Here is a 22,595-nt window from a genome sequence, read left to right on the forward strand (position 1 = left end):
TTTCCGTTCACTAAATGTAAATGCCTGTTATTCAGGCTGAAAAAGGGTGCCAACGTTTTGCCCTGCAAACAGTTGGTCTAATTTTTCTGGGTATCGCCACGAGGCTACTTGAATAGGTCGGCCCAAATCGCTTGCAGCTTGCAATGCGGCTTGAACCTTAACGATCATTCCATCGGTGATGACTTGTCCTTGAATCAATGCATCAGCTTGTTGTTCATTGAGACTCTCTAGCAGATGACCTTTGCCATCGAGCACTCCACTTACATCCGAAAGCAAAGCCAGTTCGGCATCCAGTGCACCCGCTACAGCAACCGCAGCTTGGTCTGCATTAACGTTCATCATTTGACCGCTATTTGTTAGACCAATAGAGCTGATGATTGGCAGTGTATTCGTCGCCAAAATCCCTTGCAATAGGCTTGAGTCTCCCGGAGCCGCTTTGCCTACCGCGCCAAGCTCAGGATCAAGTTGCTCAACCTTACACAATCCGCCATCGGCTAAACACAAACCCACTGTTTTTAAGCCCGCTTTGATCGCCTCACCTTGCAACATTTTGTTGGCGGTACCCGCTAGTGCGCCCGTAATAAGTGGGATCTGCTCAACAGGCGTGACACGCAATCCATCTTTCTTGGTAGAGGTTAATTGCAGGCTGTTTAGCAACTCATCCACTAAATAGCCACCACCGTGCACGATCACAATTGAACGCTGAGACTGTTGCGAAGCTTGCTCAATGGCCTTAAACAATTTAGATAGAGTCTCACTGCACTCCAGTGCGGCCCCACCTAATTTAATGACTAATGGTAATGTGCTCATAGCTGGTTCCTTTGCCATCGCTTAAAACAACGCCGTTGTTTCTGGGAATTGGTTACGAATATTCAAACACTGCATCGCCTGTGAGGATGCACCCTTTAATAGATTGTCGATAGCAGATGTCACGATTAAGTGAGAGCCTTTAACGCTCCAGCCGATATCACAGAACGGGGTATGCTCGACATCCTGAATCTTTGGCATTACTTGGTGTTTTAGTCTTACTAATTCAGCATCGCCATACGCGGCTTCAAATGCTTGCTCAACCTGCTCAGCCGATACGCCCTCAGCCAACTTAATGGTGATGGTCGCTAAGATGCCACGCTTAAAGTTACCGAGGTGCGGAGTAAAAATAACCTCCTGACCCAAATGGCTGGCAATCTCTGGTTGATGGCGATGAGTAAATACGCCATAGGCCTGCAAGCTCACTTCACAGAAGCTGTTCACTTGGCTCGCTTTGATGCCAGCACCTGATACACCACTGACCGCATTAATCACTGGCCACTGATGAGTATCTACCAAACCTGCTTCTAGAACTGGCTTGATGGCCAGCTGTGAAGCGGTTGGATAACAGCCTGCCACAGCAACAAGGTCGGTTTTCGCAATCTGCTGTTTGTTCCACTCCGCTAGGCCATACACGGCATTATCAAGCTCTGCTAAGTGCTGATGCTTAAAGCCGTAATATTCTGGGTAGAATCCTTCAGTCTGAACTCTGAAAGCACCCGATAGATCAAACACCTGACAACCTTGGGCTAAAAACAGTGGCGCTAGGTCGTGACTCACTTGGTGCGCCGTAGCAAGGAAAACCACATCTACCGATTGAGCCACTGCTTCTACATCTTCTAGAGGCAATAACGGCATATCAATCTTGCCTAATAACTTGCCATGTAACTGACTAATAGGCTTATTTGCGTCTAGGCTGTTGGCTGACACGTACAAACCTGATAGCGTGAGGCTAGGATGTTTAAACACCATATTTGCGAGTTCAGCGCCTGTGTAGCCGCTAGCTCCGATAATCGCTACTTTTAGTTGTTTTTCGTTACTCATCAACCGACTCTGCATTTTTGATTATAAATGTAATAAAAAATACTTATTGTGCTTTTTTATTCATTTCTTGTGACTTATTATGTGTTTTAACCTTTCATCAGTTATCTGTCAATAGTGGATACGAAGATAATATGCCAATACCTAAATTTGTTGATATTTACCAAGGCTTGATAAGCACCTCTTCCATTAGTTCAAGTGACCTAAAATGGGATGAAGGTAACGCTCAAGTTATCGCGAAACTGGCCACCTGGTTTGAGGACCTAGGCTTTACCGTCACCACGGAAGAAATCGAACCGGGCAAGGTGAACCTGATGGCTCAATTGGGCAGCGGCGAGGGAGGACTTCTTCTCGCTGGACATACCGATACTGTGCCCTTTGATGAAGGACGCTGGAATTTCGACCCACATCAACTGACGTTGGCGGATAATCGCTACTACGGTTTAGGTACTGCGGATATGAAAGGCTTCTTTGCCTTTATTCTTGATGCGGTAAAACAGATGAAAGCCAGTGGCACAGATTGGAGCGCACAAACCAAGCCCCTATACATTCTTGCGACCTGTGATGAAGAAACCACTATGCTCGGGGCAAGGCATTTCACCAAAGAAGCGCCATTTAAGCCTGATTATTGCATCATTGGCGAGCCGACTAGCTTGGTACCCGTGCGTGGTCACAAAGGGCATATGGCTAATTCCATTCGTATTACGGGTAAATCAGGCCACTCCTCTGATCCTGCCCTAGGTATTAATGCCATTGAGATCATGCATGAGGTGATGTATTCGTTAATGCAATTGAAGCAGAGACTGGTAAAGGATTACCATCACCCTGGCTTTGCCATCCCAAGCCCTACGCTGAATCTTGGGCACATTCATGGTGGTGACAGTGCCAACCGTATCTGTGGCTGCTGTGAACTGCACTATGACCTAAGGCCTTTGCCAGGGCTAAGCCTTGAGAGCCTTGATCAGCTTCTTCAAGAGTATCTGCAACCAATCATGCAAAAGTGGCCGGGCCGTTTGGATATTACGCCTCTGCACGAGCCGATACCCGGCTATGAATGCCACGCTGAGCATCATTTTATTCATGAGATGCAGGACATTTGCGAAACAGAGTCTCAAACCGTCAACTATTGCACCGAGGCACCGTTTTTACAGGAGTTGTGCCCGACCTTAGTTATGGGGCCAGGTTCTATCGATCAAGCTCATCAACCTGATGAGTATCTAAGCTTAGATTTTATTGACCCAACGATTGCAATACTCAAGAAATCCATAAATCAGTACTGTTTTTCAGACAAGTCGTAACAATTTATGAAATAAACTTTCAACACTAAGTTTACAAAAACCAGCAGTTATGATTGAAATCAATTTCAACGCTGGTTTTTCAAACAATTTTGTTCAAAGTTTGACTCTTGCCCCTTTTCTTGGATAGATTGGATACCAACTCAAGGAACGGTATGTAATTTATTTACGAGGCTCAATGTAATGAACAAGAAATATTCTGCACTCACAAGTAACGTTAAGATGCTTGGCAATCTACTTGGCAGAACCATCAAAGATGCCCACGGAGAGGACATTCTCAACAAAGTTGAGACCCTTCGTAAACTGTCCAAGTCAGCTCGCAGTGGCAACCAAGAAGATCGACAAGCCCTAATCAATGAGATTGAAAACCTGCCGGATGATCAATTCATTCCTGTAGCGCGCGCATTCAACCAATTTTTGAATCTGACTAACATCGCCGATCAGTACCACACTATTTCTCGTCATTGCGAAGAGCAGGTTTGTGAACCCGATGTCATTCAAACCCTTTTCAGCAAGTTAAATTCTCAAGACATCTCAAAAGCTGAAGCGTCAGAGGCCATCAACAACCTCAACATCGAATTGGTATTGACTGCTCACCCTACTGAAGTGACGCGTCGTACCATGATCAACAAGCTTCTTAAGATAAACGACTGTTTATCTAAGCTAGAACTTAGCGATATTGGCCACTCCGAACGCGTTAAAACAGAGCGTCGCCTAGAGCAGCTTATTGCTCAAAGCTGGCACTCAGACGTTATTCGCCAGCAGCGCCCTACCCCTCTTGATGAGGCTAAATGGGGCTTTGCGGTAGTAGAAAATTCTCTTTGGGAAGCCATTCCAGACTTCTTACGTGAGTTGGACGACCGTGTCTCAACACATCTCGATGAACGCCTGCCTATCGATGCTCGCCCAGTGCATTTTTCTTCATGGATGGGTGGCGACCGAGACGGCAACCCATTTGTTACTCACAACATTACTCAAGAAGTATTGTGGTTATCTCGCTGGAAGGCGGCTGACCTTTATCATGCTGACATTGAAGAGCTGATCACTGAGCTTTCAATGACTAAGTGCAATGAAACTGTACGTGAGCTTGCCGGTGACAGCCATGAACCGTACCGTGCAATCCTTAAAGAGCTTCGTACGCTTCTCAGCAATACACAGCAAGTTATTGACGCTAAGGTGTTAGGCTCTACGGTTCCTAACCTACCAATCCTTGAAAGTGCCGATCAACTTTGGAACCCGCTACACACCATCTACACCTCTTTGCATGAGTGTGGCATGGGTGTAATTGCAGAAGGTTCTCTGCTTGATACCCTGCGACGCATCAAGTGTTTCGGCGTCCATCTAGTTCGTTTGGATATTCGTCAAGAAAGCACGCGCCACTCAGATGCACTCTCTGAAGTGACTCGCTTCCTTGGTCTGGGTGACTACGACCAATGGAGCGAACAAGACAAGGTTGCATTCTTAGTTAAAGAGCTAAGCTCGAACCGCCCTCTTATCCCGCACAACTGGGAGCCTTCAGCTGAAGTTAAAGAGGTGATTGACACCTGTAAGACTATTGCTGAGCACCCAATTGAAGCCTTTGGCGCGTACGTTATCTCAATGGCGCGCACAGCCTCAGATGTATTAGCGGTTCACCTACTGCTTCGCGAAGCAGGCTGTAAGTTCCGCCTAGGGGTTTGTCCTCTGTTTGAAACACTGGATGACTTGAACAACTCTGAAGCGGTTATGCAGCAACTGTTCAATATCGACTGGTACCGTGGATTTATCCAAGGCGAGCAGATGGTCATGATCGGTTACTCTGATTCAGCGAAAGATGCGGGCGTTATGTCGGCTGGTTGGGCTCAGTATGATGCGATGGACAAGCTGGTTAAGGTGTGTGACGCGCAGAATATCGACCTGACTCTATTCCACGGTCGTGGCGGTACTATCGGTCGTGGTGGCGCTCCAGCGCACGCTGCACTGCTTTCTCAGCCACCAAAGAGCTTGCAAGGCGGCCTACGTGTAACAGAGCAAGGCGAGATGATTCGCTTTAAGCTGGGTCTTCCTCAGGTAGCGGTAAACAGCCTGAACTTATACGCCAGTGCGATTCTTGAAGCGAACCTGCTTCCACCACCTGAGCCGAAAAAAGATTGGCGTGACCTAATGGAAGTGCTGTCGCAGGTCTCTTGTGAGGCCTATCGTGGCGTTGTTCGCGGCGAACCTGACTTTGTCCCTTACTTCCGCGCAGCTACCCCAGAGCTTGAACTAGGCAAACTGCCTCTTGGTTCTCGTCCATCAAAGCGTAACCCGAATGGTGGCGTTGAGAGCTTACGTGCTATTCCATGGATCTTCTCATGGAGCCAAAACCGTCTGGTACTTCCAGCGTGGTTAGGTGCCGGTGAAGCCATTCAGTACTCTATCGATGAGGGCCATCTTGAGCTACTAGAAGAGATGTGTCGCGAGTGGCCATTCTTCTCTACACGCTTAGGCATGCTAGAGATGGTGTACTACAAGTGCAGCATGGATATCTCAAAGCTGTACGATGAGAAACTGACAGACCCTTCTCTATGGCGCCTAGGTGAGAGCCTACGTACACAGCTGCAAAAAGACATCCAAGCGGTGCTGAAGGTTGAGAACAACGAGAACCTGATGCAAAGCGACCCATGGGGCCTTGAGTCAATTCGTCTGCGTAACATCTACGTAGATCCATTGAACATGCTTCAAGTGGAGCTTCTTAAGCGCACAAGGAAAACGGAAGAAAATAATCCTGACCTAGAAGAAGCGCTTATGATAACAATTGCAGGTATAGCTGCCGGCATGCGCAACACAGGCTAATTGTTCAACCGCATATTGTGATAGCTATCCAAGCCCCAGCTTTTTAAGCTGGGGCTTTTTTTCGTCTTTATGATCCAGTTGGCAATATGAGACTAGAAGCCGTAAACATGTTTTTGTAATACTTATTTTGCGTTAATCTAACGTTACCAAATCATAGTAAACTGTTAGCTTATAGATAGGGCATCTTGGGTTTCAACAACAAAACCAGAGACACAATACCCCTGTCTATTGAACATAATAAAATCAATTTTCTCAGGTGAGAATGGCTTAAAAGGTAATACATGCGCTCAAGGCAATCTTGAGTGGCTCGCACTCTTCAATTAAGACCAATTTAGAGTCAGAACGGTGCGTTGTTTTTTATATGCAGTATATGGAAGAAAAACATGTCATTACCACACGTTATATTGACCGTACTAAGCACACGAGATGCTACCGGTTACGACATTACAAAAGAGTTTTCTTATAGCATCGGTTATTTCTGGAAAGCGAGCCACCAGCAGGTTTATCGTGAGCTAAACAAACTGGCCGCAAATGAGTTAGTGACTTGTGAGTTACAACCTCAATCAGGAAAACCAGATAAAAAGATTTACTCCATCACAGAGCTCGGCCGCGAGGCTCTAGCTAAGTGGTTTGATCAACCTATCTCACATCCAACGGTGCGAGATGAATTTGCCGCTAAACTTTACGCTTGTGAAGTTCAGCCTGCGGAAGGTTTTTCAGACCAGCTGCAACATGCACTAAACGACTCTCGTAAGCTGGTTCAGTTTTACAAAGAGATCGAGGGTACTCAATACTCCGATACTCGCCTTCTGAACCAAAAAGAAAAGATTGAGCGCCTAACACTGCGCCGCAACCTTCTTACTCGCGAAGCGTGGAATGAATGGGCAGAAGAAGTGCTGGGCGAGATTGCTTAGCTGACAAACAAAAGGACCTAGCACATTATGCACTAGGTCCTTTGTTTTTATTTAGTTTCTAAAGTTTAAACAGCGACTTGCTGAGGACGCACACCCAGCGTGTGGCAAAGCGCATAAGTCATTTCAGCACGGTTTAGAGTGTAGAAGTGGAAGTCCTTAACCCCTTCTCGGCTCAAAGTACGCACCATATCAATCGCTTGACTTGCACCTACTAGCTGACGAGTGGTTGGGTCATCATCTAGACCTTCGAACTGCTGCGCCATCCAGCCTGGTACCTTCACATGATTCATCGCCGCAAAGCGTGATGCCTGCTTAAAGTTTGATACTGGCAGAATGCCCGGAACGATCTCTACATCAATACCTGTTGCCGCACAGCGGTCGCGGAATCGAAGATAGCTCTCTACATCAAAGAAGAACTGTGTGATTGCACGGTTTGCGCCTGCGTCGACTTTACGCTTCAGGTTCAATAGGTCTGCCTGTGCACTTTTCGCTTCAGGGTGAACCTCAGGAAAAGCCGCTACTGAGATATCAAAGTCATGACGCGCTTTCAGCAGTTCAACAAGGTCTGATGCATACATGTCAGGGTGACCGCCACCCGGTGGAATATCACCACGCAGTGCAACGATACTCTCAATGCCATTCTTCCAGTAGTCATCAGCAATAGTAATCAACTCTTCACGAGAGGCATCAATGCAGGTTAAGTGCGGAGCCGCAACCAAACCCGTTTGGCTTTTGATTTCTTTGATGATTGAGTGTGTGCGATCACGCTCACCAGAGTTCGCGCCATAGGTTACGGAGACAAATTTAGGTTGCAAGGTTTTAAGGCGATGCACGGAGTTCCACAGAGTCTCCTCCATTTTTTCACTACTTGGAGGGAAGAACTCAAAAGAGACATTGATGTTGTCGGAAAGCTCAGCGATATTTTGATTCAATGCATCGATGTGGCTTGCGTGTGTGTATCCCATATTTATTCTCCCTGTGCGTCAGCACAATCTCATAACCTTGAACGTTTAGACGTCTATATGTCTAGATAATGTAAATTTATGAGGGGGATGTCAACAAAAATTCGTGCAAACTTTGAGTGATTTTTTGAGGGAAGGCATCCAATGCCCACAGGCACTGGATGTTTTGGCAGGTAGATTTATAGCAAACCAGAGAGTCGATTAAGATCAGACTGCAATGCGCCTGCAGTCACCTCACGACCAGCGCCAGGTCCGCGGATAACCAATGGGTTATCTTTGTACCATTTGCTCTCGATAGCAAAGATGTTGTCACAAGGGAGCAGATTGGCCAGAGCATGGCGCTCATCAAGCGCCTCTACGCCCACTGTAGCCTCTCCATCTTTCGATAGGCGTGCAACATAACGAAGCACCTTACCTTCGCTCTGAGCCTTATCTAGGCGCTCAGCTAACAACTCATTGAGAACATGTGCTTGATGGAAGAAATCATCCACTGATAAATGCAATAATTCCTTTGGTACCAGAGACTCTACCTTAACGCCCTCGGGCTCAAGATCTAGCCCTGATTCACGCGCTAAGATAACCAACTTACGCATAACATCAGTACCATCTAAATCAGCCCTAGGGTCTGGTTCAGTGAGTCCCTGCTGCCATGCAAGATCAACCAGTTCACTAAATGGAATCGAACCATCGTACTGCTGGAATAACCAAGAGAGTGTGCCAGAGAAGATCCCTGAGATCGCCACAATCTGGTCGCCACTTTCGCGCAAGTCTCGCACGGTATGGTTTACTGGAAGGCCTGCACCCACTGTTGCGTTGTACAGCCAATGACGTCCTGTTTTAGCAAAGACATCTTGTACTTGATGATAAAACTCACTTGGCGCGGAACCGGCTAGCTTGTTTGCAGAAATAACATGCATGCCATGCTCAGCAAACTCAAGATAACGGTCCGATACCTCTTGGCTCGCGGTGACATCCAGTACCACAATCTCATCATAGCTCGATTGCTTTCTGACTAAAGAAACCCAGTCTTCTTCATCGACCACCGCCTCTTCAGCAAAATGCGTATTTAGCGTACCAGCGTCAATGCCATTCTCATCAAACCAATAGCGGTTACTCGCCACAACAGCAATCAGATCAAAGCTCATGCCTCGACGCTTTTCTAACTCGATTTTTTGCTGTGCAAATAGCTCAATCCAATTCGAACCAATATTACCTTTGCCACACAGCACAATACCAACACGCTTTTGCGCTTGGAACAGCTGACTGTGCAAAGATTCAAGTAGCTCAGGTACTTTGTTGGTTCTCACCACGGCAATCAGGCTCAGCTCTGAGTCTGTCTCAAACATGAACTCAACGGGTACTCCCTTAAGCGTTTGATAGAAACCAAAGCAGTGATTGGCATTATTCGTCACGCCTGCGCCAACGGCGGCGATCAGGGACATGCCTGATTTGACCTCCACTCCCACCTCAAGGTGAGCAGATTCAATGCACTCTAGCGCGCCAGCAAGCAACTCACTGGTGTAAGCCAGACGCAGACAATAGTTATCCGATTGAGATTCGTAGGCTAGCGGTGCAAGTTGAGCTTTGTTCAGCAAAGATAACACTTGAGGCTCTAAGCGCTCAAAGTCATGCGCGTGGCTTAGGGTTAACTCAATAAGGTTAACGTCATCGAGCGAGGTAACAATTTTCGCACCGCGCCCAGAGGCGAGCACGCGCTCAATACGCGTTGAGCCAGATTCAGGTTGGTGGCTGCAGCGCAGTTCCATATCCATAGTGCTCTGTGCGACCGGCTGCAATGTGCGGCTGTGCAATACTGGCGCAGCTAAGCGTGCCAATTCGCTCGCTTCATCAAGACGAAGCAATGGCAGCAAGCAAGCATCACCGACAATGCGCGGATCGGCACTGTAAACACCCGCCACATCACTCCAAATAGTAACCTTAGAGACTTCGGCCAATGCACCGACAATCGTTGCCGAATAGTCAGAGCCATTGCGCCCAAGCAGAACGGTTTCGCCCTCTTGGTTCTGAGCCATAAAGCCAGTAACCACTAGTCGTCTATGTGGGTGCTGTGCGACCACTGATTTCGCTAACGGCCACGACAATCCTCGGTCAATCTCTGGCTGTGTACCAATTTCAGCGCGCAAGAAATCACGAGAATCAATAGCCACACTGTCCATATCTTTATCGCTAAGAAGAGCGGCCAGCAGGCGAGATGACCACACCTCACCATGACCAAGCGCTGCCGATTTCTGTGATTCGCTCATCGGTGCGTTTAAGGCGCTAAGGGCTGTAAATTCATTGTTCAGCACTTCTTGCATTGGCTCGGCTTTGTCTTCTGGGAGCAAATCTACAATCAATTGGTTCTGATACGCTCGCAGCTCAAGCAAGATCTCATGAGCAATTCGCCCATCTTTCTCTAATGCAGCCAACCAACGTAGCAAATTGTTTGTGGTTGAACCCGCGGCTGAAACGATAACCAGATCGCCCACATTAGAGTATTCCGCCAAGATATTGGCTACGCGACTAAAACACTCAGCATTGGCAAGGCTACTGCCACCAAATTTATGAAGCTGCTTTAGGTTTCCCATGCTTATTTCTCCACTAGGTCGAACGCTTGGATCAGGTCATCAATCAGATCATCAGCGTCTTCAAGACCCACAGACAAACGCAACAAGAAATGAGAAACGCCCGCCTCGGCTAGGGCTTCTTCACCCATAGCACGGTGCGTCATAGTCGCTGGGTGGCAAATTAAGCTTTCTACTCCACCTAGAGACTCTGCCAAAGAGAATAGCTTCAATCCACCCACAAAGGTTTTTAGCTCTTCCATGCTGCCATCAAATTCAAAGCTCAGCATACTGCCAAAGCCAGACTGTTGGCGCTTGGCAATCTCATGCCCAGGGTGCTCAGGAAGGCTTGGGTGGTAGATAGTCTTAACGTGCTTTTGCGATTGAAGGTAGCTTAGGATTTGCTGTGAGCCTTCTTCATGAACACGCATTCGGGCACCCAAGGTACGAATGCCACGCAGCGTCATGTAGCTATCAAATGGAGTGCCTGTCGCGCCGATGCAGTTTCCCCACCAGCCAAGTTCTTCAGCGTGCTCTTCGGTTTTGGTGATCACCACACCGCCAATAACGTCAGAGTGACCATTAATGTACTTGGTGGTTGAATGAATAACGAAGTCCGCGCCCAGCTCTAGAGGCTTTTGGAATATGGGAGTCAAAAAGGTGTTGTCGACGCCCACTAATGCACCAACTTCAGCCGCTTGCTGACATACTTTTGCGATGTCCACGACGCGAACCAGCGGGTTAGACGGCGTTTCGATAAGAATAAGCTTAGGTTTTTTTGCTATTGCTGCGGCAAGTGCTTGTTCATCAGATTGATCAACAAACTCTACCTTGAAGTCACCCTTTAACGAGCGTGTATTGAATAGACGGTAGGTGCCGCCGTAGCAGTCATGTGGCGCAACAATTAAATCATCAGGGCCTAAAAATGCTGAAACCCATAAATTAAGAGCCGACGTGCCACAGTTTGTCACCACCGCACCTTTACCCGATTCCAACTCAAACAGGGCCGTCTCTAGTAATCCTCGATTTGGATTTCCTGAGCGGGTATAGTCGTACTTTGGTACATCTCCGAATGAAGGAAAACCATAGTTGGTGGACAGATAAATTGGGGGAACAACAGCATGGTGTTGGGTATCAGATTCGATACCGGTACGAACGGCAATCGTCGATGACTTGTGTTTACTGCTCATTTTCTTGTCCTTTCCTTTGACAATGACTGGTGGAGTTTGATACCAATCAAATTAATCTAATTCTGTTCATAGATTACCCCGATAACCATCAGACATCAACACATCTAGACGTCTAAATGCCTTTACATATAGCAGTCAATATCGCTAGAATTGGGTATTAACTCTTATATTAGGTAATAAAAGGTTTCCAATGGCAGACTGGAATGGCGATTACATCAGCCCATATGCTGAGCACGGTAAAAAAAGTACTCAAGTTAAAAAGATCACTGTGTCTATTCCGCTTAAGGTTCTTAAGATTCTGACTGACGAGCGCACTCGTCGCCAGGTGAACAACCTGCGTCATGCAACCAATAGCGAACTGCTTTGTGAGGCATTCTTGCATGCCTACACAGGACAGCCTCTACCTACTGACGAAGACCTAAGAAAAGACCACCCCGATGAGATCCCTGCTGAAGCTCAGCAAATCATGTCTGATTTAGGTATTGAGCTAGAAGTATTTGATGACTAATTAGCTTGGTAATTTGATATACCAGTGAGTAAATAGCAAAAGGGGGTTAGAGTACGCGTACTCTAACCCCCTTTTTACATATTTGGGATTTATCCCTGCATGTAGCTTTCTGGTAGCTCAATGCGTGCCACACCAGATTCAACCGCAGCCTCAGCTACCGCTCTTGCCACACGAGGAAGCAAACGAGGGTCCATAGGTTTTGGAATGATGTAACCCGTACCAAATTCTAAAGACTCGACACCCGCCGCTTTCAATACTTCTGCAGGAACAGGCTCTTTCGCCAGCTGACGAATCGCTTCTACTGCCGCAAGCTTCATCTCAATATTGATTTCACTGGCACGAACGTCCAATGCACCACGGAAGATGAACGGGAAGCAGATAACATTGTTGACCTGATTTGGGTAATCAGAACGGCCTGTACCCATGATAAGGTCAGTACGTACTTTGTGCGCAAGCTCCGGCTTAATCTCTGGATCTGGGTTTGAACAAGCGAATACCACAGGCTTGTCGCCCATTAGTGCCAGTGCTTCTGGAGATAATAAGTTTGGCCCTGATACACCCAAGAACAGATCGGCTCCTTCAATCACATCTTCTAGCGTACGCTTGTCGGTATTGTTAGCAAACAGCTGTTTGTATTCATTCAAGTCGTCACGACGCGTGTGAATCACACCCTTGCGATCTAGCATGTAGATTTTTTCACGCTGAGCGCCACACTTAATCAGCAGCTCCATACAGGCAACAGCCGCTGCACCCGCACCTAGACAGACAATGGTAGAGTCGCACAGTTGCTTCCCTTGAAGCTCAATGGCATTCAACATACCCGCTGCGGTAACAATCGCAGTACCGTGCTGGTCATCATGGAAAACAGGCACGTCACAGCGTTCAATCAGGCGGCTTTCAATCTCAAAGCAATCTGGTGCTTTAATGTCTTCTAGGTTAATACCACCAAAGGTATCGGCAATTGCCGCTACCGTATCAACGAATTCATCGATAGTGCGGTGCTTTACTTCAATGTCGATTGAGTCTAGACCAGCAAAACGCTTGAACAGTAGCGCCTTACCTTCCATTACTGGTTTTGAAGCCATAGGACCTAGATTACCTAGCCCCAAAATCGCGGTGCCGTTTGAGATAACCGCAACCATGTTTCCTTTCGCAGTGTACTTGTAAACGTTATCCACGTTTTGAGCAATCTCACGCACTGGCTCAGCAACACCTGGGCTATAAGCCAAAGCAAGGTCATGCACAGAATCAGCAGGAGTAGTCAACTCAACAGCAATCTTTCCCGGTTTAGGGAACTCATGATAATCAAGAGCTTGCTGGCGAAAATCGTTTACAGGTTGGTCATCAGACATCGAAGGAAAATCCTTTAGGGTTTAAGGGAAATAATAGAAGTGTTAGTGTAAATAAAAATCAGTTAATGTGCTACATAGTAGCAACACTATGAATTGTAATCTTTGCTTTCAGCTGAGATCAAAAAAGGCCGCCTAAGCGACCTTTTTCTGTTTCTTTACAACTAAGATTACTTCTTAGAAGAAAGAGCACCGAAACGCTTGTTAAAGCGATCAACACGGCCGCCAGTATCAACGATACGTTGCTTACCAGTGTAGAACGGGTGACATTTGTCACATACGTCTAGGTGGATAGATTCTTTAGCTAGAGTTGAGTTGAACTCAAAAGTGTTGCCGCAAGAACATGTTGCAGTAACTGCTTTGTACTCAGGATGGATACCTGCTTTCATGGGAAAACCTCATTTATAGGCCGTGTCGCTATCCAGTTCTATGCTGAACACCACACGTAGTTTCTAACAGTGATATCGTTTAATACGACATCTTCAAGGCGCAGTATACTAATGAAATAGTCTGTTGGGATCAACTTATTTGTCCCTTTTTTCGCCACTTTTTTCACCGTAACTCTTTATATTAAAGAGTTACGAAGGTGAGCTTGATTCACCTATATTCAATTATCGTAATCTTATGGGCTTTTCTCTAGTATTATCATGACTATCCGTTCTTGACTGCAAAGCCCCAAAGAGATCTCATGCGACCAACCATTGCCAGAGTTGCCCTACCTGTACCTCTGGATAAAGAATTTGAATACATCATTCCTGCCCACCTATTTCCCGTGGTGGGTGTGCGCGTATGGGTTCCATTTGGTCCAAAGAAGCTCCTTGGTGTGATCACCGCTCTCACCCATCAATCAGAATACGATATTAACAAGCTTAAACCTTTAACGGAGGTCCTTGACCAAGAACCCATATGGCCAGAGAAGCTGTATCGATTAATCCATTGGGGCAGCCGATTTTACCAATATCCTTTGGGCGATACCTTAAACGGAGCAATGCCCGGCGCACTGCGCAAAGGCAAGCCTGCACAAAAGCAGCCTCAAAAAACTTGGCAACTTACGGAGTCTGGTCGCAATCAATTGATGCAAGGCTTTGGACGAGCGGTGCAGCAAGCCAAGGTAATGAACGCCTTACAACATTGTCCTTTACCCCATCACGAGCTAGTAGATATGGAAATATCGAGCTCGGTTTTAAAAGCATTACAAGATAAAGAGTGGGTAACGTCTTCAGAAGTCCTTGAGATCAACGACCAATGGCAAGAGATTCGAGTCAACGAAGACGACAAGCGAGAGCTTAATCACGAGCAAATGCTAGCGGTAGTGACGGTTAACCATATCGATGGCTACGAATGTGCTTTATTAGATGGCGTAACGGGTTCAGGAAAGACCGAGGTTTACCTGCAGTTGATTGAAAGAGTGGTCAACCAAGGCAAGCAAGCCTTGGTACTAGTCCCAGAAATAGGCCTGACACCACAAACCATCAATCGATTTAAGCGACGCTTTAATGTTCCTATCGCAACCATTCACTCAGGGCTCAATGACACTGAGCGATTGAATGCCTGGCTTGCAGCAAAGAATAAAGAATGTGGGATCCTTATTGGCACCCGCTCTGCCCTGCTGACTCCATTTGCCAACCTTGGCATTATCATTGTCGATGAAGAGCACGACTCCTCTTATAAACAGCAGGACAGCTTACGTTATCATGCGCGAGACATGGCGATAATGCGCGCTCATTCCGAATCCATCCCTATTGTGTTGGGTTCTGCGACACCGTCTTTAGAAACCCTGAACAACGCTTTATCTAACAAGTATCTGCACTTGCCACTGACAGAGCGAACTGGCGGCGCAAAACCGGCAAAGAACAGCGTTATAGACGTTAAAGGCTTATACCTAGAGAGCGGCTTGAGTGCTCCCTTAATTGCACAGATGCGAAAGCACTTGCAGCAGGGAAACCAGGTCATGCTGTTTTTGAACCGTCGCGGGTTCTCTCCTGCCATGATGTGTCATGAATGTGGCTGGATTGCAGAATGTCATCGATGTGATGCCTACTACACCTTCCATCAAGGCAGCAGTGAGATGCGCTGTCACCACTGTGGCTCGCAAAAGCCCGTCGTACACCAATGTCAAAGCTGTGGTTCCACTCATTTGGTGACGGTAGGTGTGGGCACAGAGCAGCTGGAAACCCACCTTGAGACCCTATTTCCTGAATACAAGACCATACGTATTGATAGAGACAACACGCGCCGAAAAGGCAGTCTAGAGGCCGCGCTTGAATCTATCCGCAAAGGGGAATACCAAATTCTCATTGGCACCCAAATGCTAGCAAAGGGACATCACTTCCCTGATGTCACTTTAGTTGCGCTGTTAGATGTCGACTCATCTCTATACAGCAGTGACTTCAGAGCTTCAGAGAAGCTCGCGCAACTATTCATCCAAGTGGCAGGTCGTGCAGGACGCGCCAGTAAGCCTGGGCATGTGGTGTTGCAAACTCACCACCCCGAACATTCATTGCTACAGGCACTACTTCACAAGGGCTACCCGGAGTTTGCACAAGGGGCGCTCATGGAACGGCGAGTGGCGCAATTGCCACCTTACGCCAGCCTGTCACTATTTCGTGCAGAATCCAACCACTCCCAACTCGCTGAAGACTTCTTGAGGCAGGTGCGTCATACCCTTGAAGCCCACCCATTGTTTGATGAACATTGCTGGGTATTAGGGCCAATTCCAGCCCCAATGGCCAAGCGCGCAGGAAAATCACGTTGGCAACTTATTTTGCAGTGCCAGTTGCGCTCGACCATGCAAAAACTGCTAATGAGTGCAAAACCTGCAATCGAAATGCTACCCAACTCAAAAAAAGTACGTTGGAACATAGATGTCGAGCCACAAGATTTAAGTTAAACTGCGTGCATATGACGAAATGAGAGTCATCTCACACCAAGTTGTTCATTTTTGCTACATGTCCCGTAAACTGTACGGAAAAAAATGTTTACACTTATTTTTCACATACATTAAGACGTGAGTATTTAATACCATCTTGTTTCACGGATTGAATCAAGCACGCAAAAATTATCATAGAGGATAGGTGTACTATGGCGACCATGAAGGATGTTGCTGAACTCGCTGGCGTTTCCACTGCGACAGTATCAAGAGCGTTAATGAACCCAGAAAAGGTTTCCTCCTCAACTCGTAAGCGAGTAGAAGAAGCGGTTATCGAGTCGGGTTACTGCCCAAGCGCTATGATGCGTAGCATGAAACGTAACGAATCAAGAACCCTCGTAGTCATAGTTCCTGACTTATGCGACCCTTACTTTTCTGAGATCATTCGTGGCATCGAAGCGGCGGCTTCAGAGCAAGGCTACCTAATACTGCACGGCGACAGCTCGCAGCAAAAATGTCGAGATAACTCACTAGTCAATCTCATCTATTCAAAGCAAGCGGATGGCTTGATCTTGCTTGGCACCGATTTACCTATCGATGCCAGTAAATCAGAACAAAGAAACCTTCCACCTATGGTGATGGCTTGCGAATACGCGCCTGAGCTAGAACTGCCTACCGTGCATATAGACAACCTCACCGCTTCTTTTCAGGCGGTGAACTATCTGGCTAAATTAGGACATAAGCGCATTGGCGAGATCCGTGGTCCAGACAATGCGCCGCTATCTAGCTTCCGAAGCCAGGGCTTCCAGCAAGCACTGCGACGTGCAGGCCTTAGCATTGACTTAACTAATTCTGCCAGTGGTGACTTTAGCTTCGAATCTGGGGCACTGGCACTGCGTAAACTGATGAGCGCCGGCTCTCCACCCAGCGCTGTGTTTTGTCACAACGATATGATGGCGATTGGCGCAATCAAAGAAGCCAAAAATATGGGGCTGAGAGTTCCACAAGACATCTCATTTATCGGATTCGACAATATCGAGTTTTCCGAATACTGCGATCCACCACTGACCACAGTATCCCAGCCTCGCTACGATATCGGCTATCAAGCCACTCAAATGCTGTTCGAACTTCTTAATGGCAATGAGATCAATTCAGGCTCACGACTTCTCGATACAGAGCTAGTGGTAAGAGAAAGTACCTTACCGCCGAGTTACTAAGCTCTATTATCTGGGCGACTTCTGCATTAACATAGATATGGTTAACAACGGAATAGACTAATCGAGTGGCAAGAAAAGACTATGTGAAGGGTGGCCGTACGCAAGCAAAGAATACGCGTAAACCTGCCCCATCAAAAAAACCTTGGAAAGCGATCATCCTAGCAGGCCTAATGCTGGGAGGGTTTAGCTATGGGCTTTACATATTAAGCCAAGACCCTGAGCCGCCAAAGCCGGTCAAGGTAGACAGCTCAAAAACCAAAGCTCCTGAAGTAGATAACTCAGAGCTTCTTCCACCGCCTCCCGAAGAACAGTGGGAGTATGTGAAGACTCTTCCCGAGCGTGAGGTAAAGGTCGTTCCTAAGGAAGAAGTGCTTTCAGAGATCCCTTATGTGATGCAATGCGGTGCCTACAAGACTCGCTCTCAGGCAGATGGAAGAAAGATGGACATTGCCTTCCAAGGCCTAAATAGCCAGGTTAAACAGCGAGAAGGCAGTAGCTGGTATCGCGTAGTGTTAGGTCCTTATGACCGCAAGCGAGACGCTGAGCGCGATAAGCATAAACTGCAACGCGCCAAGATTGAGCCTTGTGTTATTTGGAAAGACACCGGTAACTAAATCCCTTATAGCCTCAGTAGTCACTGGGGCTTTTTTCTGACGAGAGAACCATCTCGTACTACCTCTACAGCCCACTTACCTTGAATTTGCTTGCGACGATCCCCATTCTATTTCTATCTCACTGGTGAAATAAGAAGGAAACCTCGTGACTACCATAGTATCCGTACGCCGAAATAATAAAGTCGTCATCGCTGGTGATGGACAAGTATCTCTAGGCAATACCGTCATGAAAGGCAACGCACAGAAAGTTCGCCGACTCTACAATGGCAAGGTACTGGCAGGCTTTGCTGGTGGTACCGCCGATGCATTCACGCTATTTGAGCGCTTTGAAAGCAAACTACAAATGCACCAAGGCCACCTGACTCGTGCTGCCGTTGAACTGGCTAAAGATTGGCGCAGTGACCGTGCTCTTCGTCGCCTTGAAGCTCTATTAGCCGTGGCTGATGAAACCGCCTCTCTGATCATTACGGGCAACGGCGATGTCGTTCAGCCGGAGAATGACCTTATCGCAATTGGCTCTGGCGGCAACTTTGCCCAAGCTGCAGCAATCGCATTGTTAGAAAACACCGAATTAGACGCAAAAGAAATCGCAGAAAAATCATTGAATATTGCTGGCGATATCTGTGTATTCACCAACCATCATCACACTGTTGATGAGCTTGAGTACTAAGGAAAAAATATGTCTGAAATGACTCCTCGTGAGATCGTTCACGAACTAAACCGACACATCATCGGCCAAGAAAACGCTAAGCGTTCAGTGGCTATTGCACTGCGTAACCGCTGGCGCCGCATGCAACTTGAAGAAAGCCTACGTGCAGAAGTGACCCCAAAAAACATTCTAATGATTGGTCCAACGGGTGTAGGTAAAACCGAGATTGCTCGCCGATTGGCAAGACTTGCCAATGCCCCTTTCATCAAGGTTGAAGCAACCAAGTTCACTGAAGTAGGTTACGTTGGTAAAGAAGTGGAGACCATCATTCGTGACCTTACGGATGTTGCGGTGAAGATGACGCACCAGCAAGCCACTGAAAAGGTTAAATTCCGCGCCGAAGAGCAAGCAGAAGAACGCATCCTTGATGCCCTACTGCCTCCTGCTCGCGACGCGTGGGGCGAAAACGAAAAGCCTCAAGAGGCTAGCTCTAATACTCGTCAAGTGTTCCGCAAGAAATTACGCGAAGGCAAGCTAGACGACAAAGAGATCGATATCGAAGTTGCTGCGCCGCAAATGGGCGTTGAGATCATGTCCCCTCCTGGCATGGAAGAGATGACCAACCAACTTCAAGGTATGTTCCAAAACTTGGCTGGCAATACCAAGAAAAGCCGCAAACTAAAGATCAAAGATGCCTTCAAAGCCCTTGTTGAAGAAGAAGCCGTTAAGCTAGTCAACCAAGAAGAGCTAAAAGAAGACGCCATCTTTAATGTTGAGAACAACGGCATCGTGTTTATCGATGAGTTCGATAAAATCTGTAAGCGCGGTGAAAGCTCTGGTCCTGATGTCTCTCGTGAGGGTGTACAGCGCGACCTATTGCCATTGATTGAGGGCAGCACCGTTTCAACTAAGCACGGCATGGTGAAAACTGACCATATCTTGTTTATTGCATCAGGTGCTTTCCAAGTCGCGAAGCCTTCTGATCTTATCCCAGAGCTGCAAGGTCGCTTACCGATTCGCGTTGAGCTTGAAGCACTATCTAGTCACGACTTTGAACGTATTCTAACGGAGCCTCGCGCATCCCTAACGGAGCAATACGTTGCGCTAATGAAAACCGAAGAAGTGAGCGTAGAGTTTACTGAAGATGGCATCAAGCGCATCGCAGAAGCGGCCTGGCAAGTTAACGAGACCACCGAAAACATCGGTGCTCGACGTTTGCATACCGTAATGGAGCGTCTAATGGACGAAATCTCTTACGAAGCCACTGAGAAAACGGGCTCCGAGCTAACCATCGACGCAGATTACGTCGAGAGTAAGCTTGGTAAGCTTGTGGATGACGAAGACTTAAGTCGCTTTATCCTATAAGCATCTTAGCTCGCACAAAACAAAAAAGGAGACACAGTGTGTCTCCTTTTCATTTATTAATACCGATTACTAGTCACTACCAAACAAGTCACGAGTATACACCTTCGCTTCTACATCCTTGATCTCATCAACCATACGGTTAGATACGATCACATCAGATACCTGCTTAAATTCTTCTAGGTCACGAATATTGCGAGAATGGAAGAAATGCTCATCTTCAAGTACAGGTTCGTAAACCACAACCTCAATACCCTTCGCTTTTAGACGCTTCATGATGCCCTGAATCGAAGATGCACGGAAATTGTCTGAGCCAGCCTTCATGATCAGGCGATAAATACCTACAATCTTAGGGTTACGCTTCAAGATGGAATCCGCAACAAAGTCTTTACGAGTACGGTTCGCATCAACGATAGCACCCACGATATTGTTCGGCACATCCGCATAGTTCGCTAACAATTGCTTGGTGTCTTTTGGCAGGCAGTAACCGCCATAACCAAACGAAGGGTTATTGTAGTGATTACCAATACGAGGGTCTAAACCAACACCCTCAATAATCTGGCGAGAATCTAAGCCATGAGCCTCTGCATAAGAATCCAGCTCATTAAAGTAAGCAACGCGCAGCGCAAGGTAAGTATTTGAAAACAACTTAACGGCTTCAGCTTCAGTCGAGTCAGTAAACAAAACATCGATATCTTGCTTTTGAGCTCCTTCAACCAATAGCTCGGCAAACACCTTAGCACGCTCACTGCGCTCACCCACAATAATACGAGATGGATGAAGGTTGTCATACAGCGCACGGCCTTCACGCAAAAACTCTGGAGCGAAGATGAGATTTTCACAACCTAGCTCTTGCTTGATACGTTCAGTATAACCAACAGGCACAGTGGATTTAATCACCATCACAGCTTCAGGGTTAATGCTCATCACTTCTTTTATCACAGCTTCTACAGAAGAGGTATTAAAGTAGTTTGTTTGTGGGTCGTAATCCGTCGGGGTGGCAATCACAACATACTTGGCATCTTTGTAAGCCAACTCTTTGTCTAGAGTCGCGGTAAAGTTGAGTTCTTTCTCTGCCAAAAACTGTTCAATCTCCACATCCACAATCGGAGACTTTTTATTGTTAAGAAGCTCGACTTTCTCAGGGATGATATCCACCGCCACAACTTCATGATGCTGCGCCAACAACACCGCGTTTGACAGACCTACATAGCCCGTACCTGCAATAGCTATTTTCATTATTCTTCTCTTGGATTAATTTTCTTTATTACGGCCAAATGCAAAGCGCACTAAAACGACACCAACACCTAGCATGCCGCCAAACAATGCACCTAACACAGCAATAAGAGCACGCTTCGGAGCGTCACGATTAATTGGTTGCTCAACCTCTTCGATAAAGCGATATGCATTAAGTTCAACATTTTCATTGATCTCGAGTTTAGCCATTAAACCTAACTTAGCATCAATCTGTTGAAGCCTCGGCTCAATAACAGCCAGATTCTTAACGTCTTCTAGCGCAGAAATCTTAGCCTTAATTGCTTTTGCCCCAAGGTTGATTGCAAACAGTTCTTTATCACCAAGATTTTGTATAGGTGCATTCACTGATGCTGCTTCAGCAATATCATAAGCATACTTTGAACGCTGTAATTCAACTTCAAGCACTTGTTTAGCCTGACTTTCAAGGATGACTTTTTGTTGCTTTAGCTGTATTTCTTTGGCATCCAATGTTGCTTCTATGTTCTTGATTGCATCCGCTTGAACCTTCTTCTCTATCATCGCAATATAGTCGTTAAGAAGATTATAGCTATCCATCTGAGTGGTAGCTTGAAGGGAAATAATGTATTCATCCCTGCGGTTCTTCTCTGCAGGAGCGGCAGAGATCTTTTGATACCATTCACTGTAAAGGCGTCTTTGGGCAACTTGAGCATCAGCGCTCTCATCCGCATCTTCTCTCAATGCTTTTTTAAAGGCCAAAAAGGTTTCGTTGTTATCAAAAAAACGTTTTTTGTTAGCTGTTGCATTGAATGAACGGATAAATTGAGCAAAGATTTTATCCGGTTCAACTAAGTCATCCAGTTCTTTACTTACTAGCACCGTGCCATCATCCTGATAGGTATCAAAGATAGGCTGAAAGGATTTTACTTGCTGACGATAAACTGCAAAATCATTAACCTGAGGTTCAACGATTCTCGCTTTAGAGCTCCACCATTCCTGTGCATTCAGGGCATACACAACAGCAACAGCAGCAAAAATAAAAGTAGTCGCTACAATTAAAATCTTGCCCTTCCAAAGCGCGATGAATAATTCTCTTAGGTCAATCTCATCATCCTGATAGTAGGCTTCACCCATAGGACTTTGCTGTGATGACACTGATTGTTTAGACTGATTCAAGTTCATTCCTCTATAACTTTATCTACTGCTTTTTCATAAATGGATAAAC

Annotated in this window: 18 protein-coding genes; 9 read left to right on the forward strand and 9 right to left on the reverse strand. The window is 46.6% G+C overall.

The window, feature by feature from the left end; genetic code table 11:
- Window positions 1-27: 27 nt before the first annotated feature.
- Window positions 28-810 (reverse strand): acetylglutamate kinase, encoded by a 783-nt coding sequence (gene argB / locus OCU35_RS12310; RefSeq protein WP_017029423.1) that lies wholly within the window; start codon window positions 808-810, stop codon window positions 28-30.
- Window positions 811-831: 21 nt separating this feature from the next.
- The gene (gene argC / locus OCU35_RS12315) at window positions 832-1,851 is read right to left on the reverse strand and encodes an N-acetyl-gamma-glutamyl-phosphate reductase (protein ID WP_261825427.1); all 1,020 of its coding nucleotides are present in this window, start codon (window positions 1,849-1,851) and stop codon (window positions 832-834) included.
- Window positions 1,852-1,982: 131 nt separating this feature from the next.
- Between argC and argE the strand changes: the two genes are divergently transcribed.
- The 3 genes from argE (at window position 1,983) to OCU35_RS12330 (ending at window position 6,871) form a co-directional block, all read left to right on the forward strand.
- Window positions 1,983-3,146, forward strand: a complete 1,164-nt coding sequence (gene argE / locus OCU35_RS12320) for an acetylornithine deacetylase (protein ID WP_017031409.1) — start codon at window positions 1,983-1,985, stop codon at window positions 3,144-3,146.
- A gap of 180 nt (window positions 3,147-3,326) precedes the next feature.
- A complete protein-coding gene (ppc, locus tag OCU35_RS12325; protein WP_065209398.1) occupies window positions 3,327-5,957 on the forward strand; it encodes a phosphoenolpyruvate carboxylase in 2,631 nt (876 codons plus the stop codon).
- A 383-nt stretch (window positions 5,958-6,340) separates the two neighbouring features.
- The gene (locus OCU35_RS12330; protein ID WP_102359923.1) at window positions 6,341-6,871 is read left to right on the forward strand and encodes a PadR family transcriptional regulator; all 531 of its coding nucleotides are present in this window, start codon (window positions 6,341-6,343) and stop codon (window positions 6,869-6,871) included.
- A 65-nt stretch (window positions 6,872-6,936) separates the two neighbouring features.
- Here the strand turns inward: OCU35_RS12330 and metF are convergent, their stop codons facing one another.
- From metF to OCU35_RS12345, 3 genes are all read right to left on the reverse strand, one after another.
- Window positions 6,937-7,836 (reverse strand): methylenetetrahydrofolate reductase, encoded by a 900-nt coding sequence (gene metF, locus OCU35_RS12335; protein ID WP_017029418.1) that lies wholly within the window; start codon window positions 7,834-7,836, stop codon window positions 6,937-6,939.
- Window positions 7,837-8,012: 176 nt separating this feature from the next.
- A complete protein-coding gene (locus OCU35_RS12340; RefSeq protein WP_102334719.1) occupies window positions 8,013-10,421 on the reverse strand; it encodes a bifunctional aspartate kinase/homoserine dehydrogenase II in 2,409 nt (802 codons plus the stop codon).
- 2 nt (window positions 10,422-10,423) lie between these two features.
- Window positions 10,424-11,587, reverse strand: coding sequence for an O-succinylhomoserine (thiol)-lyase (locus tag OCU35_RS12345; RefSeq protein WP_102452033.1), 1,164 nt, complete (start codon window positions 11,585-11,587; stop codon window positions 10,424-10,426).
- A 190-nt stretch (window positions 11,588-11,777) separates the two neighbouring features.
- Between OCU35_RS12345 and metJ the strand changes: the two genes are divergently transcribed.
- Window positions 11,778-12,095: a met regulon transcriptional regulator MetJ gene (gene metJ, locus OCU35_RS12350; protein WP_017029415.1), complete on the forward strand. Its 318-nt coding sequence runs from the start codon at window positions 11,778-11,780 to the stop codon at window positions 12,093-12,095.
- 89 nt (window positions 12,096-12,184) lie between these two features.
- Here the strand turns inward: metJ and OCU35_RS12355 are convergent, their stop codons facing one another.
- Together OCU35_RS12355 and rpmE are read right to left on the reverse strand one after the other, a co-directional pair.
- Window positions 12,185-13,447 (reverse strand): malic enzyme-like NAD(P)-binding protein, encoded by a 1,263-nt coding sequence (locus OCU35_RS12355; RefSeq protein ID WP_102452034.1) that lies wholly within the window; start codon window positions 13,445-13,447, stop codon window positions 12,185-12,187.
- Between the two features lie 167 nt (window positions 13,448-13,614).
- Window positions 13,615-13,833, reverse strand: a complete 219-nt coding sequence (rpmE, locus tag OCU35_RS12360; RefSeq protein ID WP_004737142.1) for a 50S ribosomal protein L31 — start codon at window positions 13,831-13,833, stop codon at window positions 13,615-13,617.
- 299 nt (window positions 13,834-14,132) lie between these two features.
- Here rpmE and priA point away from each other — a divergent pair, with 299 nt between their 5' ends.
- The 5 genes from priA (at window position 14,133) to hslU (ending at window position 20,158) form a co-directional block, all read left to right on the forward strand.
- Window positions 14,133-16,334, forward strand: a complete 2,202-nt coding sequence (priA, locus tag OCU35_RS12365; protein WP_261825428.1) for a primosomal protein N' — start codon at window positions 14,133-14,135, stop codon at window positions 16,332-16,334.
- A 191-nt stretch (window positions 16,335-16,525) separates the two neighbouring features.
- Window positions 16,526-17,530 (forward strand): DNA-binding transcriptional regulator CytR, encoded by a 1,005-nt coding sequence (cytR, locus tag OCU35_RS12370; protein ID WP_017031415.1) that lies wholly within the window; start codon window positions 16,526-16,528, stop codon window positions 17,528-17,530.
- A 65-nt stretch (window positions 17,531-17,595) separates the two neighbouring features.
- The gene (locus tag OCU35_RS12375) at window positions 17,596-18,144 is read left to right on the forward strand and encodes an SPOR domain-containing protein (RefSeq protein WP_261825429.1); all 549 of its coding nucleotides are present in this window, start codon (window positions 17,596-17,598) and stop codon (window positions 18,142-18,144) included.
- Window positions 18,145-18,289: 145 nt separating this feature from the next.
- On the forward strand, window positions 18,290-18,814 hold the full coding sequence (gene hslV / locus OCU35_RS12380) for an ATP-dependent protease subunit HslV (protein WP_017029410.1): 525 nt from the start codon (window positions 18,290-18,292) through the stop codon (window positions 18,812-18,814).
- Window positions 18,815-18,823: 9 nt separating this feature from the next.
- Window positions 18,824-20,158, forward strand: a complete 1,335-nt coding sequence (gene hslU / locus OCU35_RS12385) for an HslU--HslV peptidase ATPase subunit (protein ID WP_065599352.1) — start codon at window positions 18,824-18,826, stop codon at window positions 20,156-20,158.
- Between the two features lie 69 nt (window positions 20,159-20,227).
- Here the strand turns inward: hslU and OCU35_RS12390 are convergent, their stop codons facing one another.
- Both OCU35_RS12390 and OCU35_RS12395 read right to left on the reverse strand, forming a co-directional pair.
- Window positions 20,228-21,394, reverse strand: a complete 1,167-nt coding sequence (locus tag OCU35_RS12390; RefSeq protein ID WP_261825430.1) for a nucleotide sugar dehydrogenase — start codon at window positions 21,392-21,394, stop codon at window positions 20,228-20,230.
- Between the two features lie 15 nt (window positions 21,395-21,409).
- Complete coding sequence (locus OCU35_RS12395; RefSeq protein ID WP_261825431.1) at window positions 21,410-22,552, reverse strand: LPS O-antigen chain length determinant protein WzzB; 1,143 nt, start codon at window positions 22,550-22,552, stop codon at window positions 21,410-21,412.
- Window positions 22,553-22,595: the final 43 nt, after the last annotated feature.

The organism is Vibrio breoganii (assembly GCF_024346795.1).
Lineage (GTDB): Bacteria > Pseudomonadota > Gammaproteobacteria > Enterobacterales > Vibrionaceae > Vibrio > Vibrio breoganii.